Origin of the sequence: Bacillus sp. FJAT-29814 (genome assembly GCF_001510715.1) — a bacterium.
GTDB lineage: Bacteria > Bacillota > Bacilli > Bacillales > Cytobacillaceae > Neobacillus.
Genome location: NZ_LMTJ01000002.1, coordinates 19,719 through 34,039 on the forward strand (window position 1 = coordinate 19,719; position 14,321 = coordinate 34,039).

A 14,321-nucleotide genomic window follows, 5' to 3' on the forward strand; every position below is an offset into this window, starting at 1 on the left:
CGCCGTCAAAGATTTCGGCGTTCATTCTTTCATATATCCTGATAGAGCTTAAACATCTTCTGATACGGAACAGGGAAAGCATAATCGGTAATCTCATCTTCCGGCACCAATTTCCATTCGCTGCTTTCTTTAATGTCGGAATTTATTTTTCCGACATATACCTTCAAATTCCAGATAAGATGCGAGAACACATGTTCAATCTGGCCAATAATCTGGTCAAGACTGATTTTTAAATCTAGGGTTTCATCAAACAATGCTACAACTTGCTCGCGTTCGTGTTGTAATGGATGTAGAATTTCGATAGTTGGAAACTCCCATAAATTCGCCAGCAGTCCTTCAGAAGGGCGCTTATGGATTAAAATCCTCCCTTTCTCGTCAACCAAAATGGCTGAGGCCAACTCCACATTCCGGGTTTTCGTTTTCTTCGTTTTGATTGGCAGTTCGGACTGTACCCCTTCTTCAAATCCCTGACAGTGATCGCGTACCGGACACAACAGACAGGCAGGAGATGTTGGGGTACAAATTAGTGCACCCAATTCCATCATCGCTTGGTTGAACGAGGATGGGTCATCATGAGAAATCAACTCGCGAACCGCTTCCTCAAACACCTTCCTGGACGAAGGCTTGGCAATATCTACCCAAATCGAAAGAATCCTTGATAGGACACGCATGACATTCCCATCGACGGCGGGTTCTGGAATTCCGTAAGCGATGCTCAAAATGGCTCCGGCGGTATAGGGGCCGACGCCTTTTAACCCGCTAATTTCTTCGGGGGTACTCGGTACCTCGCCATTATATTTTTCCTTTACTTCCCTTACCGCAGACTGTAAATTCCTAACCCGGGAATAATAACCGAGTCCCTCCCAGGCCTTTAAGACCTTATCTTCTTCGGCGTCCGCCAAATCGTCAATCGTTGGAAACCATTCAATAAACCGATTGAAATAAGGAATGACTGTATCGACCCTTGTTTGCTGCAGCATAATCTCGGAAACCCAAACCTTGTAAGGATCGCGGTCCTTTCGCCATGGCAGGTCACGCTGCTCCGCTTTAAACCATGAAATTAAATCATTTTGAAATGCATTTATATTGATTTTTTTGACATTTTCTAGTTCAATTGACATAACATTTACTCCTTTATTAGTAAACCACATGAAATTAGGGAATATAATAATAAAAGCGGAAGCGCCTTGACCAGCCCCGACAAGCATAAGGCGAGCCGGCAGGAAGGTTGTTTTTTAACCTTCATGACGGATTGACTTATGACCTCGAGGGGCTAGGCGCTGGAGCTAGACAATAATAAGTAATTCTGTATTACGATAAGTCAAAAAAATGTTTTTGACAAGAATTTTACAAGGGGGAAAACTTTTTGGATACTGGAACTCATGTTGTGATGGGGATTGCTCTTGGCGGTTTGGCAACACTCGATCCGGCAGTTGCGGCCAGCCATGCGACCACAACCAGTGTTTTAATAGCAACGATTGCTGGTTCACAAATACCAGATATTGATACAGTGTTAAAATTGCGAAATAATGCCATTTACATTCGTAATCATCGCGGTGTTACCCATTCCATACCTGCGGTTTTGTTGTGGCCGCTTCTGATAACGGCAGTTATTTATCTGTTCATACCAGATGCGAATCTCCTGCACCTATGGGCTTGGGCCTTTGCGGCCGTGTTTATCCATGTCTTTGTTGATATTTTTAATGCCTATGGAACTCAGGCGCTTCGGCCGTTTTCAGCCAAATGGGTCGCGCTTGGGGTGATTAACACATTTGACCCGTTTATATTTGCGATCCACATTATCGGTATCATCCTTTGGATTGCCGGTGCCAATCCAGGCTATACCTTCCTTTTGATGTATGCCATCATTATTGGCTATTATATGAGTCGATACCAAGCAAAAAGGCGGGTGCTGGTTGAGGTTCGCTCCCTCATACCAGATGCAACTGAAATCATTATCGCTCCGACGATGAGGTTTCATCAATGGAAGATAGCGGCAATGAACGAGCACATCTTTTTTGTAGGACGTTCAGTAAATGGCAAGGTGGAAATCTTGGACCGCTTTAGAAGGGTCCCTGTACCAATGACACCGGTTATTGAAGCAGCCAAAAAGGACGAAAATATAGCGGCATTTCTGTCGTTTTCGCCAGTCTACCGTTGGGAAGTGGATGAATACGACACCTATTACGAGGTTCGGTTTATCGACTTGCGCTACCGTAGCAACGGCCATTATCCGTTTGTCGCAGTTGTTCAATTAGACTTAGACTTCAATCCGATTTCTTCTTACACCGGATGGGTGTTCAGCGAGAAAAAGCTGCGGAAAAAGTTAGGAATCCTTCCTAGCTAAATGAAAACTCGCCGGCTATTGCAGCCGACGAGTTTTTGTTTTAATGAAGCATTTTGTCCGATTGATCAAAGTATTTTTCAAATTTAGGATTCGTTGCCGCAAATTCATGAAGCTTGTCCCCATAATTTTCAATCCACTGTTTGACAATCCGTTCGGTCATTTCGCTGCCCATGTATTCCTGACCAGCACGAGCAGATGTGGTTTCAAAGTCCTCCCACAGAAGTTCAACCCAAGTCCTGGCTTGGTTATAGGAGAGCTGGTCATTTTTTTCAAGCAGCAGCTTGGTCAGTTTTTCATGATAGTCGTTCATCAATAAGCCCCTTTGCCATTTTCTTTTAACATAAGGAAAAAAATAAAGTCCATACTAATGGTACGTGTTAAGCATTGAACCGCACCTTTGCTTTTCACGTTCTGGAGTCCATTAATGGAGGTACAGCATGAGAAATAAACAGACCGGTTTCCCGAATCAAAATAATAACAAGCTCGAGGGAGAGCCACGCGCGAAAGCGGAATACGCATCCCGTCGAGCGGACGGCACCATCAACACACATCCTCAGGAGCGGATGCGCGCATCAGGCGAGCGCGATGATGAATCACCGCAGGTTTGGAAATAGGTTGTAATTACGGCAAGCCAGAGATACCTGCCTCTGGCTTGTCAAACCACTATTTCAGCGATTTAAGCAAAGAAATCGGCAGCGCCTCTTCCTTTCCGTCACCTTTCAGGCGGTAGCCCCAGGCAAAAACGCCATTTAAATATTCGATTTTAAAGTATTCGCCAGGTGCACCCTCTATTTCATAAATTTCGCCCGGATTAAACATTTTTGGGTCAAGCATGTAAGCACGAGCCATATGTACCTTGCGTTCGAGCACGGCAAACTCATTTACCATCCCCATTTGCTCCGCTTTACGCGCTTGCTCTTGTAGTTTGGCTATTTCCTGCCGCAGTTCATGCTGTGTCATTTCACTATATCGTTTCTCCTGCTGCATCCTCGTTCACCCCTTCTCTTTATTTTAGTATAATTATTTTTGTAAAATTAATAAAGTATTAACGGAGGCTACTATGAATTCACTAATCGTTACAGGCGGGGGTTCAGGATTGGGGAAGGAACTCGCCCTGCTTTTTTCACAAAAAGGCTTTCATATCTTACTGGCAGGAAGAACAGTTGAAAAATTAACCGGAGTGAAACACGAAATTGAGGCCAGCGGCGGAAGTGCCGATACCCTTCAGTTGGATGTTAGCAATGGCGAAGAGGTTTCGAGGGTAATTGGCAACGCCGGCAAAAAATATGATATTCACGGTGTTGTAAATAATGCGGGGGTGGGCCATTTCGGACCGTTCGTGGAAATTTCCGAAAAGCAAATAAACGAAATGCTCGATACAAACGTAATCGGTACCATTCTCGTGACGAAAACTGTTTTGCCATTGTTGGTGGACAAGGGTGAAGGCCGGGTCATGAATATTATTTCAACGGCCGGTTTGCGCGGAAAAGTTAATGAGGCTGTTTATTGTGCCAGCAAATTCGCTGTCCGCGGCTTTACCGAAGCACTGCAGAAGGAGTATGAAGGCAGCAATATCAAATTTAATGCAGTCTACATGGGCGGCATGAATACCCCATTTTGGGATGCAGGTGACTATGTGAAGGACCCATCCCGGCTGCCGTCAGCCAAATCCGTAGCTGAAGTTATAATGGTACAGATCGACCAGGATACGATTATTATTGAAAGCAAAAAATAATATTGCGCGTTTTATCAGTAGAGGAAAGACATTTTGTTCCGCTATTTTAGTGATTTTGTCGTTCATCGGCTTGATGAAGTACATTATCAGGTTTTCTGCGTGGTTTTTGTACTTCATCGGATTGATGAACGACACTTTGCAGTTTCTCTGGGTGGTTTTTGTACTTCATCGGCTTGATGAAGTACATTTTGCAGGTTCTCTGGGTGGCTTTTGTACTTCATCGGATTAATGAAGGACACTTTGACCAGGTTCCTAAATAATTTGTTTTTCATCAGTTCCCTAAAAGACATTTCTGCAAGAAAGTTAGCTGTTTTGTCTATTAGAGGCGTTCTATTAGACACTTTCGCGCTGTCCTCGCCTATTTTGTCTCTTAGAAACCGGCTATTAGACACTTTCGCAGCTATCCACGCCTATTTGTCTTTTAAAACATCCCTATTACCCTTAGGAATTTTCAAGTTCCCCAAGATATTTCTCAATTAAATCCATCGAAAAGCCTTTCCGATATAAGGCCTGCTTCATTTTTTGCTGAAATTCATACCCGCTCAATTGTCTGTATTTCCGAAGTGCCTTTTCCCCTTGGAAGCGGATTGCCTCCATTTCCTCATCCCCGTTATCCGTTTCGGTTTCGCTAATGGCGATTTGAATGACTTCAAAGGAATACCCTTTTCGAAGCAGCGTTTGTTCAAGCTTTTGCTTTTGGATGCGCATTGACTCCTTGGAGTTTTTATTGAAAAATTTTCCGGCAATTTTGACCGCTTTTTCGATTTGTTGCTCCAATGGAAACGCCCTCAGGGCATTGGACAAAATTTGCTCGCTGATTCCCTTTTCCTTCAGTTCTTGCTTGACGGTATCCGGCCCCTTGTCCGTCGTATTGGCCTGGGTCCGGACATAGGCCAAAGCAAATTCTTCATCATTGAGATATTTCTGGGCTGTTAGTTTATGCAGCACCTCGTGGATGACCGGCTCTTCCACCTCTTTTTTCTGCAGATAATCGCGGACTTCTTTTTCAGCCCTCATCCTTCGTGCGAGATAGTTTATCGCGAGGTTATAGGACTTGCGAATATCATCCTGATACTGAATTTCCATTAATGAAAACTCATCGATTTCCATGCCTTTTTTCAGCTGAAACTTAATCAACACATCGCTGTCGACACTGAAGGCAAATTCCTCGCCGCTTCCCCGGTCCATAAACACATTAAAGCGGTCCTGATTTTTTTGCTGGGTGGTTATTTTTGTAATAATGCCCATCTTGTTCACTTCACCATAAATCTGCAAGGAAACCCCACCGTTCACACATGGTGCGGAATTGCCGACTCCTTTCGTTTGTTTATAAAATAGCAATATCCATCAAAACGCTGTACAAGCTGACAGCATTTTACCTGAATCCCTTGTGCTATTCGCTTTCCGGTCATATCTTTGATATCCACATAACCACTGGAACGCATAGCAATTTGCCCGAACCAAGTTCCCAGATATTTACCTCTCTGCACAATCGCTTTGACCATATCTCCCGACATAAAGCCATGGATCATTTTGACTCTCGGTAACTGACGGATAGGAAAACCGTATTTATCTGTTCCCGATCGATACCTTGAGCCTCGTCCTTTGGCTTTGATTTGTAACACATAGTTAGTTTTAAAGTGTATTGGGGTGGAAGGAGTAGACTCTCCGATACAAACCGCATCGTAGTAATGTTCCTTAGGAAATTCATGTTGTATCCGTTGCATTTTTGTTCTTGCCCCGGTTCCACACTCCACCTTTAAATCAGTGGTCAAAAGCATTTGATAAAGTTTCCAACGGGTTGAATTGACAACTGCAGTATCTTTCAAAGGTTTCTGTAACTGTTTTTTGATAGGGTCAAAACTGGATAAAATTCGTTTGCTCCGCTTATCCTTTTTCTTGATTAATTGGATTGCCCATTCATCCAAGGTTAAGGTATCTTTTTCCTCGTTAAACTCTCGACAGGCAAGAGTCAAGTTGCTGACTCGATCGGAACCTCCCCTTGATTTCGGATAAACGTGTTCAATTTCCAATGGAGCATCTTTGGTTCCGCAATAAGCACATTGCCAACCGAACTTCTCTAAAAGATATTCTCGGACTTCGTATCCTTGTAAGGTCCCTTTTTGATACTCAAGCCCGCTGATTTCAGGGTTCATCATCCTTTGAGTATCAAATTTGACTAATTCTAAGCTGATATCTGTCAAAGGAATTAGTTTTTTCAACCGATTAGTCCATGAAATTACATTGTCCACCCTCGACTGTAGGGAAGGGGGCAACCACCCTTCGGACCGTTTACGGTTCAAAAATCTAGCTTGACGGTAACGGGTCTTACGATTCCGTCTTGATTTTCTATAAGAACGACGGGCTTCTAACTTTTGTTTGATGTCTGTTTTGTGGTGGAGTTCCGCTAAGAACACCACTTCATTCTTCTTCATGATGCTGATTCCTGTTATTTTGGAACCAACATCCATTTTGATTCGATAGGTTTGTTGATTCAAAGAAATATCTTTCCTATCCTTTAATCGAATAGTAAACGGAAACTTCTTATGAACTACGGCTTTCCCTTTCTTGAGTAACCTTCTTGCCTTTGCAGGATGGCAAGGGTTTAACGGTTGTTTATTCGCATTTAACACAAAGACCATCCGACTCGGCTCCTTTTTAAAGATTGTGAATCTTTCTCCGTTTGCACGGGTAACACAACCGTAAGGCTGTTCCCTTCGTTAGGGTTGGACAGGCTTGTCGTGAATCCCACACCGCTCGCTAACACCCTTGCTTGCTTTTAATGAGATTCCATAGAGCCAAGGACTAGGGAAGTATCCTTGGGTATGATGACCAAACCAACGTAGTTTCCTAAAAGAAACTGAAACTGGACAACTGCGGGCTTACTTTCACAAGCCCCCGCTTTTTTGGGGCGTGGGTAGTTGACTTTGCCATATTCTTCTTAAAAATATTATACAATATTTTTAAGGGGGGACGAAGCTGAAATGATGATAGCAATTGCGGGGGGAACGGGATTTGTCGGTAAAGCTTTGGTCAGGGATTTGGTGCAAAATGGTCATGAGGTTATTGTCTTAACCAGAAAGCCTTCTAACGGAACGGGAAAATTCCGCTATGTCCAGTGGCTTACGGAACATTCCAATCCGGCTTCCGCGCTGGAAGGTACCGACATTTTTATTAATCTGGCTGGTGAATCGATTAATAGCGGGCGCTGGACTGACCAAAGAAAGAAAAGAATTTTGGACAGCAGACTGGCAGCAGTCAGAGAACTTTTAAGCATCATGACTAAAATGAAGCGAAAACCTCAAGCCTTCATTAATGCCAGCGCGATTGGGTTTTATGGAACATCGCAGGATAAAACGTTTACTGAGAAGGATCCAGGCTCTGGGGAGGATTTTTTATCAAAAACAGTTATCGCGTGGGAACAGGAAGCGGCTAAAGCCGAAGAATTGGGAGTGCGGACGGTCTTTTGCCGGTTTGGGATCATTTTGGACAAACGTGAGGGCGCGCTTTCGAAAATGATTTTTCCCTACCAAGCCTTTATCGGCGGGACAATGGGCTCTGGGAAGCAATGGATGTCCTGGATCCATATTGAAGATGTGGTAAAAGGCATTGAATTTGTAATGGCAAACCGGAATTTCAATGGTCCAGTGAATTTTACTGCCCCTGCACCAGTGACAATGAACGAGTTTGGCAAGTCATTATCTGAGTTGCTGCGGCGGCCGCATTGGCTTCCGGTTCCGGGTTTTGCGCTTCGGATTTTGTTAGGTGAGATGAGCACATTGGTTATCGAAGGACAAAGAGTGCTGCCAAATGAATTGTTAAAACATGGCTATGATTTTAAATATACCGAATTAAAAATTGCGTTAAAAAATATATTTTCTTAAAAAACGGTATCATTCCTTTTTTAAAAGGCAAAAATGGAAACGTGTACATGATGTACCATTTTTACCTGCTTAAAATAAATTTGGAAGGGATGAATCATGATGTCTGAAAACAAAAAGCGCAATAAGGATCGTGAACGTACAAATTTAACAAGCATGCAAGAAGTGGCCTATGGCCATGAATTTAAAATGGCTGACCGCGCCGGCGGCTATTCAAATCGTAAGGGCAGATAATAAGATCATAAAACTTAATTAATTTTTTCCATTAATGGACCCCTTCTATTTGGTAAAGCTATTAAGGGGAGCTTCTTACGGCTCCACCAGCAACCAACTGAAAGGGGTTTTTTTCATGGGCCGTTCACACGGACATAAGACTCGTGACAAAAATAAAGCTTCACTTCCACAGGTGCCGAAAAACATGAAATCCGACGGGCATGATGTAGAATTCTCTAAAGAAATGGCTGACGGAGCGGATATGGAGGCCCAAGCACGGGCGAATGCCGCCAATCAGCGCGTAAGAAATCGGAAAAAATAATGCTGATTACGACGCTAATTTGTCTATTACTTAGAAAAAGGCGGCGGACTGCCAAGGCATTAGCGAAATAAATCGAGGCTTTCCAACCGGCGGGACCGGCGAGGGGACTAATCTTTTGCCAAAAAAAAGAAGAAGCAGGATTCCTGCTTCTTTTATAATGAAAAAAGGGGGAAATCATATGAATCATGAGTTCTAAAGAGAGGTATCCGTTATTAAAACGGCTAGAACTCAGCACTGCTGTAATTCCCATAGATCAAGTTGGCTTACCACTCTTGTCTATAGTTTTACTATACTCCGAGGACCCCTTTTAAACAACGGATTTCACAGTTTTTTAACATATTTATGGTGGAAATTTGACTAGATTGTGAACTAACCAATGTGGTTATGTTATAAACCCGAAGTTATTTAAACCACCACTGCTTCTTTCTGTTCAACTTCTCCGAGAATCGCAAAATAGCGAATACTCTCCAGCTGCTCCAAATCGGATTTGGCTGCCTTGATGACCCTGATTCCGTTTCCGACTTCATCAATGATTGTCACAGTAGGCAGTATGTCATGAAGACCTTGAACTAACCACAATTCTTGTTTCTTTTCCTCATTCTGCTCACAATATTCTGTCGTGGTTTGCGCGTACTTTTTCCTCGCGGAACGGTTTTGGTAGACGTAAACCAAATCTTCAATGACCGCACTAGCCGTTGGGAACATTCCGGCGCCTGGTCCCTGCAGGGTAATCCGACCGACAATGTCGGAGTACACATTGACCGCATTTTCAACCCCTTCGACATGATAAAAGGGATGCTCATTGCCAACTAGTACCGGTTTCACAGAGGCCTTGATTTGTCCTGCTTCCTTCGACAGGCTGGCAACATGTTTAAAGCGGAGGTCCAGTTTTGTGGCAGCATCAATCAATTCGCTGGTGATACCGGTGATACCCACACGTTCTACCTTAGGCCATTCGGGCTCTTCCCCAAAGGCGATTCGGCTCAGAATCATCGTTTTATAAAAAGCATCAAAGCCCTCAACGTCATTGGTTGGGTCTGCCTCCGCATAGCCATTTTTCTGGGCCTGTGCCAGGCTTTCTGCAAATGAATGCTGCTTTTCCCGCATTTCGGTCAGGATAAAATTCGACGTCCCATTTAAGATTCCTTGAATCTGTTGGACACGGTTAATTTTTAACAATTGCCTTAAGGTTTGAATAACTGGAATGCCCCCGGCCACCGTAGCTTCAAAGCCGATAGAAACGTTGTTTTTCTCAGCCAACTCCTGGAGTTCGCTTCCATGGTGGGCAAACATTTCCTTATTGGCGGTAATGATGTGGCAGCCGCGCTCGATTGCCTGCTTTAAGTAGGTAAAAGTCGGCTCTTTGTCAACGATTGCCTCAATCACAATATCGAGCTGCGGCAATTGCAGGATTTCCTCGAAGTCTGTGGTGAGTAATACGTCCGGCGCAATATCCCTTTTCTTCTGTTTATTTCTGATCAGAACGGCAGCCACTTCCACCTTTTTCCCCAAAACACCAGCCAACTCGTCCCCGTGGGAAATAATCGTCCGATAAGCCCCTTCTCCCACCGTACCAAAACCGAGAATAGCCACCTTTAACACTGCCATTTCATTCCCTCCTTTTTATAAAAAATAAAAACCCCCTTCGATAAGAAGAGGGCGTTATAGTCCTCCTCTTATCTGTCAGGTTAAAGATAACCTGCAGGAATTAGCACCTTTTCAAGGAATACCTTGAAGGTTGCCGGGCTTCATCGGGCCTAGTCCCTCCGCCTCTCTGGATAAGAGATTTATATTTTTAAATTTTCATTCATTTTGTAAGTTATAAAAAAAATATTAGCTGAATCTTCCAATAAAGTCAATAGTTAAAGTGGCAATAATGGAATGGATTCCTGTTGGCTTAGTTTTTCGACCATATCCAGCCATTCCTTTGGTTTGTTTGACAATACAGAGTAATACGTCGGCAGGAAGTCTTTGACAAGAGTTGCCGGGAGTTTGTCAACCTCTTCATTGGTCGGCATGAAGCAAAGGTCGAGACCTGAGACGGCTTCCCCATTGTTTTCCCATGAAGGATGGACATAGTTCAGGTCCAGACGCTTATAGCCTAGGTGTGACAGCACTTCACGGCGAACATACGGATCCATCACCTTGACGCCGCCAAACTGATGGTGCTCTACCCGGTATGGGTCATAAATTTCGGCAAACATGCCAAATAATTCTTTGCCATTTTCTTTTGCCAGCTGCTGCAGGTCTTTCAGGCGGTTTTGCGCCAAGAAACGGCCAAGGCTCAAGCCCGGTTTGCTGATGATCGTAAAATCAGTCATCGCAATGTTCCAGTCGGGATAATAGCGGTACTCGGTTGCACCGACCACTTCGTCGTTGTTGATAGCAACGAATACTCGGATCGATGGGTCCTCGAGCGGCTCCTTCCACAGGTCATATTCCAAAACCTCTTCCGGCGGGAAAATTTTCCCCATTAGATCGTGAAGTTTTTTAAAATTTTGGTCATAGATACTCGTAATACGTTTGTATTCCATTGGTTTTCGGACCTCCTAATTGTTTGCCTATTGTTAACACGCTATTTGAATGGATTTTTCCATTCCATTAATGCTGCGTAGTTACAGGATTCTTCGTCATCAAGGTAGTTCTCAGCGATACCCAGCGGCACGCGGCCGCAGCGCAGCAAAAAGCTGATCACCGGGTCCTTTAGCTGGCCATTGATGATGGCAGACAAATATTCGTTCGCTGTCATTTTTTCCGCAAACTTGTGATAGCCGGGCATCCGCCCGCCGCCAAGCAGACGGTCATAGCCTCTTTCAATGACAACATGATACATGGCCTGCATCATCAGTTTGCCGAGCCCAAGCTTGCGGTACTTGGGTCGGACGCTAATGTCGACAATGTACAGTGTATTGCCGTTCGGATTATGGTTGCGGATGTATCCGTGGTCGGTGATTTCCTCCCAGTTGTGGTTGAGTTCATTTGGATCAAAGTCAACCACTAGACCTGTGAGTGACCCGGCCAGTTCACCATCGATTTCAACGCACAAAGCCCCCTCTGGAAAACGGGTAACATGGTTGATCAATTGCTCTTTATTCCACCACAATTCCGAGGGAAACGGTGGAGGGAAGCATTCCGCCTGAATCGCGATGAGTTGGTCAAAATCATCCTTCGTGTAATTACGGATGCAAATCGGCAGCGGCCGGTCTTGGTCATAAACGTAAAATTCACTTCGGTACATCGGCCTCACCCCTATTGCCAGTCTGTGTATAAATCCGTTCTGCGGTCACGCCAGGTGGTGACAGAGCCACGCTCTCTTACTTCGTACAGCAGTTCAAGGTCGAGGTCAGCAGTGACAACCATATCGTCGTTGATTTCCCCTTGGACCTGAATGCCCTGCGGCGGGAACGGGATGTCATTAGGAGTAATGACGACAGCCTGGCCGAAGTTGGCACGCATGAAGTCCACGGTAGGCAGCGCCCCAACGGTCCCAGTGAGGACGACATACACCTGATTTTCGATGGCCCGGGCATGACTGGTATAGCGAACGCGGTGGAAGCCGTGGCGGTCATCGGTACAGGATGGACAGAAAATCACGTCCGCGCCTTTGGCCTTCGCCATCCTAACGATTTCCGGAAATTCGATATCATAGCAAGTAAGCAAGGCAATTTTCCCCTTCTCGGTTTCAAAAATTTGAAATGAGTCACCTGGCGCCATATTCCATTCTTTGACTTCGGTTGGGGTAATATGAAGCTTGGCCTGCTCGCCGATTCTGCCGTCCGGGTAGAAAAGGTGCGCCGTATTGTACAGTTTTCCGTCTTTTTCGATGACATGCGTTCCGGCGATAATATGCATGTTCGTTTCTTTGGCGAACTTGGTGAACAGCTCTTTGTATTGCTCAGTAAAGCTTGGCAGGTCGTTAATGGTCAGGCTTTGTCCTTGGCCGTTGCCGATGGACAGTAGCTGGGTCGTAAAGAATTCCGGAAACAGGACAAATTCCGCCCCAAATTCCTCGGCTGTTTTTATGTAATGCTCGCACTGGGCGGCGAATTCCTCGAAGGATTTTATTGTGTGAAGATGGTACTGGACTGCGGATACTCTCAGTTTCATTTGCGTAGCCTCCTTGTTAGGTGGTTTGTTAATTTCTAATGGAAATTATCTACTATTTAGGGAGGGAATACAAATGAAAAGCGTTTTTTTATATTAGTTTCCATTATATGGAATTCAAAAGACAAAACACTACAAAAACGGATGCAAAAAGTCTTTAAGACAGCCTCTTAAAGACAAAACTGCATGAAAAAGTGCTGGAAGTGTCTTTGTGTTACCATTTTTTTGCAAAAAACACATATTCCGTGCCCAAATCCTCATTCTTAACTCTTTTTGTACGTCACGCCATTAAAAAAACCACCTCTAACAAAGGTGGTCAAAAATTTATTGCCCCAGTTTTCCCTCTGCCAACTTAATCTGCGCAAGAACCTGCTCCGGTGAAGTCCCGCCAAAGCTATTCCGTACCGCTACAACATTCTCCGGAGCTAAAACCTCGTAAATGTCGTCCCCGAACAGCGCGCTAAATTCCTTATACTCATCCATGCTCAAATCCAACAAAAACTTGCCGGACTGGATGGCGTATAAAACAATTTTTCCAATCACTTCATGGGCCTCACGGAACGGAAGGCCTTTGGTGACCAAGTAATCGGCAATATCGGTCGCATTAGAGAAATCATTGTTGATCGCTTTGCGCATGACATCCTTCCGAACGGTCATACTTTCTATCATCGGTGCCAGCAGCTTCAATGACCCTTCCAGTGTTTCCACCGTGTCAAACATGCCTTCCTTGTCTTCCTGGAGGTCCTTGTTATACGCAAGCGGTAACCCTTTTAGCACCGTCAACAAGCCTACTAAATTGCCATATACACGGCCGGTTTTCCCACGAAGTAGTTCCGGCACATCCGGGTTCTTTTTCTGCGGCATGATGCTTGAGCCGGTACAGAACGAGTCATCAAGTTCGATAAACTGGAATTCCTGGCTTGACCAAATCACGAATTCCTCCGACAATCGGGAAATATGGGTCATGATAATCGAGCCAATCGAGAGAAACTCAAGGATAAAATCACGGTCGCTGACGGCATCCATACTATTCGGATAGACAGTTTCAAAGCCCAGCTGCTCGGCGACCAGCTCGCGTTTAATCGGGAAAGTTGTCCCAGCCAAAGCACCAGAACCAAGCGGCAGCCAATTGACCCGTTTCAATGAATCCAGCAATCTCTCTTTATCGCGCTGGAACATCCAGAAATATGCCATTAAATGATGGGCGAACGATACCGGCTGGGCACGTTGCAGGTGGGTGTAGCCAGGAATCAGTGTCTCCACATGCTCCTTCGCCTGACCGACGATCGCCTTCTGGACATCCTCAACCAATTTAATCAGCTCAGTTGTTTTTGTCCGCAAATAGAGATGCATGTCGGTGGCAACCTGATCGTTCCGGCTGCGTCCGGTATGAAGCTTGCCTCCAACAGGCCCAATCTCTTCAATTAATTGTCTCTCGATATTCATATGAATATCCTCGTCTTCGACCAAAAACTCCACTTCGCCGCGGTCGACTTTTTCCTTAATCGTCAACAAGCCTGCTTTAATTTTTTCGGCATCTTCCAATGGGATGATGCCACATTCGCCAAGCATTTGAACATGGGCAAGGCTCCCGGCGATATCCTCTTTAGCCAGCTTTTGGTCAAAGGCTATCGATGCTGTGAACTCCTCAACCAGCTTGTTAGTTTCCTTTGTAAAACGTCCGCCCCATAACTTTGACATTTAAAAATCCTCCTAAAA

The 14,321-nt window shown here is 44.7% G+C and carries 16 protein-coding genes and 1 riboswitch; of the genes, 6 read left to right on the plus strand and 10 right to left on the minus strand.

What is annotated here, in order from left to right; all coding sequences use genetic code 11:
- Nucleotides 1-29 precede the first annotated feature (29 nt).
- A complete protein-coding gene (mutY, locus tag AR334_RS04010; protein ID WP_066305320.1) occupies nucleotides 30-1,121 on the minus strand; it encodes an A/G-specific adenine glycosylase in 1,092 nt (363 codons plus the stop codon).
- A 245-nt stretch (nucleotides 1,122-1,366) separates the two neighbouring features.
- Between mutY and AR334_RS04015 the strand changes: the two genes are divergently transcribed.
- Nucleotides 1,367-2,347, plus strand: coding sequence for a metal-dependent hydrolase (locus AR334_RS04015; RefSeq protein ID WP_066305324.1), 981 nt, complete (start codon nucleotides 1,367-1,369; stop codon nucleotides 2,345-2,347).
- 40 nt (nucleotides 2,348-2,387) lie between these two features.
- Here AR334_RS04015 and AR334_RS04020 read toward each other — a convergent pair whose 3' ends face one another.
- Entirely contained in the window at nucleotides 2,388-2,657 is a 270-nt protein-coding gene (locus tag AR334_RS04020; protein ID WP_066305327.1) for a YfhJ family protein, read from the minus strand.
- Nucleotides 2,658-2,784: 127 nt separating this feature from the next.
- Between AR334_RS04020 and AR334_RS04025 the strand changes: the two genes are divergently transcribed.
- The gene (locus AR334_RS04025; protein ID WP_066305329.1) at nucleotides 2,785-2,961 is read left to right on the plus strand and encodes a small, acid-soluble spore protein K; all 177 of its coding nucleotides are present in this window, start codon (nucleotides 2,785-2,787) and stop codon (nucleotides 2,959-2,961) included.
- 49 nt (nucleotides 2,962-3,010) lie between these two features.
- Here the strand turns inward: AR334_RS04025 and AR334_RS04030 are convergent, their stop codons facing one another.
- Entirely contained in the window at nucleotides 3,011-3,334 is a 324-nt protein-coding gene (locus tag AR334_RS04030; protein ID WP_066305337.1) for a YfhH family protein, read from the minus strand.
- 73 nt (nucleotides 3,335-3,407) lie between these two features.
- Here AR334_RS04030 and AR334_RS04035 point away from each other — a divergent pair, with 73 nt between their 5' ends.
- Complete coding sequence (locus AR334_RS04035) at nucleotides 3,408-4,082, plus strand: SDR family oxidoreductase (RefSeq protein ID WP_066305339.1); 675 nt, start codon at nucleotides 3,408-3,410, stop codon at nucleotides 4,080-4,082.
- A 441-nt stretch (nucleotides 4,083-4,523) separates the two neighbouring features.
- On the opposite strand, the gene recX is transcribed toward AR334_RS04035, so the two are convergent.
- Together recX and iscB are read right to left on the minus strand one after the other, a co-directional pair.
- Nucleotides 4,524-5,330 carry a recombination regulator RecX gene (gene recX / locus AR334_RS04045; protein ID WP_066307640.1) on the minus strand — a complete coding sequence of 269 codons (807 nt, stop codon included), beginning with the start codon at nucleotides 5,328-5,330 and terminating at the stop codon, nucleotides 4,524-4,526.
- A gap of 41 nt (nucleotides 5,331-5,371) precedes the next feature.
- Nucleotides 5,372-6,724 (minus strand): RNA-guided endonuclease IscB, encoded by a 1,353-nt coding sequence (gene iscB, locus AR334_RS04050; protein WP_066305345.1) that lies wholly within the window; start codon nucleotides 6,722-6,724, stop codon nucleotides 5,372-5,374.
- 342 nt (nucleotides 6,725-7,066) lie between these two features.
- On the opposite strand from iscB, the gene AR334_RS04055 reads away from it, so the two are divergent.
- From AR334_RS04055 to AR334_RS04060, 3 genes are all read left to right on the plus strand, one after another.
- On the plus strand, nucleotides 7,067-7,966 hold the full coding sequence (locus tag AR334_RS04055) for a TIGR01777 family oxidoreductase (protein WP_066305349.1): 900 nt from the start codon (nucleotides 7,067-7,069) through the stop codon (nucleotides 7,964-7,966).
- A gap of 99 nt (nucleotides 7,967-8,065) precedes the next feature.
- Complete coding sequence (locus AR334_RS28715; RefSeq protein WP_082692829.1) at nucleotides 8,066-8,197, plus strand: YfhE family protein; 132 nt, start codon at nucleotides 8,066-8,068, stop codon at nucleotides 8,195-8,197.
- Between the two features lie 115 nt (nucleotides 8,198-8,312).
- On the plus strand, nucleotides 8,313-8,498 hold the full coding sequence (locus AR334_RS04060; protein WP_066305352.1) for a YfhD family protein: 186 nt from the start codon (nucleotides 8,313-8,315) through the stop codon (nucleotides 8,496-8,498).
- Between the two features lie 405 nt (nucleotides 8,499-8,903).
- Here the strand turns inward: AR334_RS04060 and AR334_RS04065 are convergent, their stop codons facing one another.
- The 5 genes from AR334_RS04065 to argH all read right to left on the minus strand — a co-directional run bounded on the left by AR334_RS04065 (nucleotide 8,904) and on the right by argH (nucleotide 14,303).
- Nucleotides 8,904-10,106 (minus strand): homoserine dehydrogenase, encoded by a 1,203-nt coding sequence (locus tag AR334_RS04065; RefSeq protein ID WP_066305361.1) that lies wholly within the window; start codon nucleotides 10,104-10,106, stop codon nucleotides 8,904-8,906.
- A gap of 65 nt (nucleotides 10,107-10,171) precedes the next feature.
- Nucleotides 10,172-10,283, minus strand: a riboswitch (SAM riboswitch).
- Nucleotides 10,284-10,360: 77 nt separating this feature from the next.
- On the minus strand, nucleotides 10,361-11,032 hold the full coding sequence (locus AR334_RS04070; RefSeq protein WP_066305364.1) for a GNAT family acetyltransferase: 672 nt from the start codon (nucleotides 11,030-11,032) through the stop codon (nucleotides 10,361-10,363).
- 41 nt (nucleotides 11,033-11,073) lie between these two features.
- A complete protein-coding gene (locus AR334_RS04075) occupies nucleotides 11,074-11,736 on the minus strand; it encodes a GNAT family N-acetyltransferase (RefSeq protein WP_066305370.1) in 663 nt (220 codons plus the stop codon).
- A gap of 11 nt (nucleotides 11,737-11,747) precedes the next feature.
- Nucleotides 11,748-12,605, minus strand: a complete 858-nt coding sequence (locus AR334_RS04080; RefSeq protein WP_066305372.1) for a carbon-nitrogen hydrolase family protein — start codon at nucleotides 12,603-12,605, stop codon at nucleotides 11,748-11,750.
- Between the two features lie 321 nt (nucleotides 12,606-12,926).
- Nucleotides 12,927-14,303: an argininosuccinate lyase gene (gene argH, locus AR334_RS04085; protein ID WP_066305376.1), complete on the minus strand. Its 1,377-nt coding sequence runs from the start codon at nucleotides 14,301-14,303 to the stop codon at nucleotides 12,927-12,929.
- Between the last annotated feature and the right edge of the window lie 18 nt (nucleotides 14,304-14,321).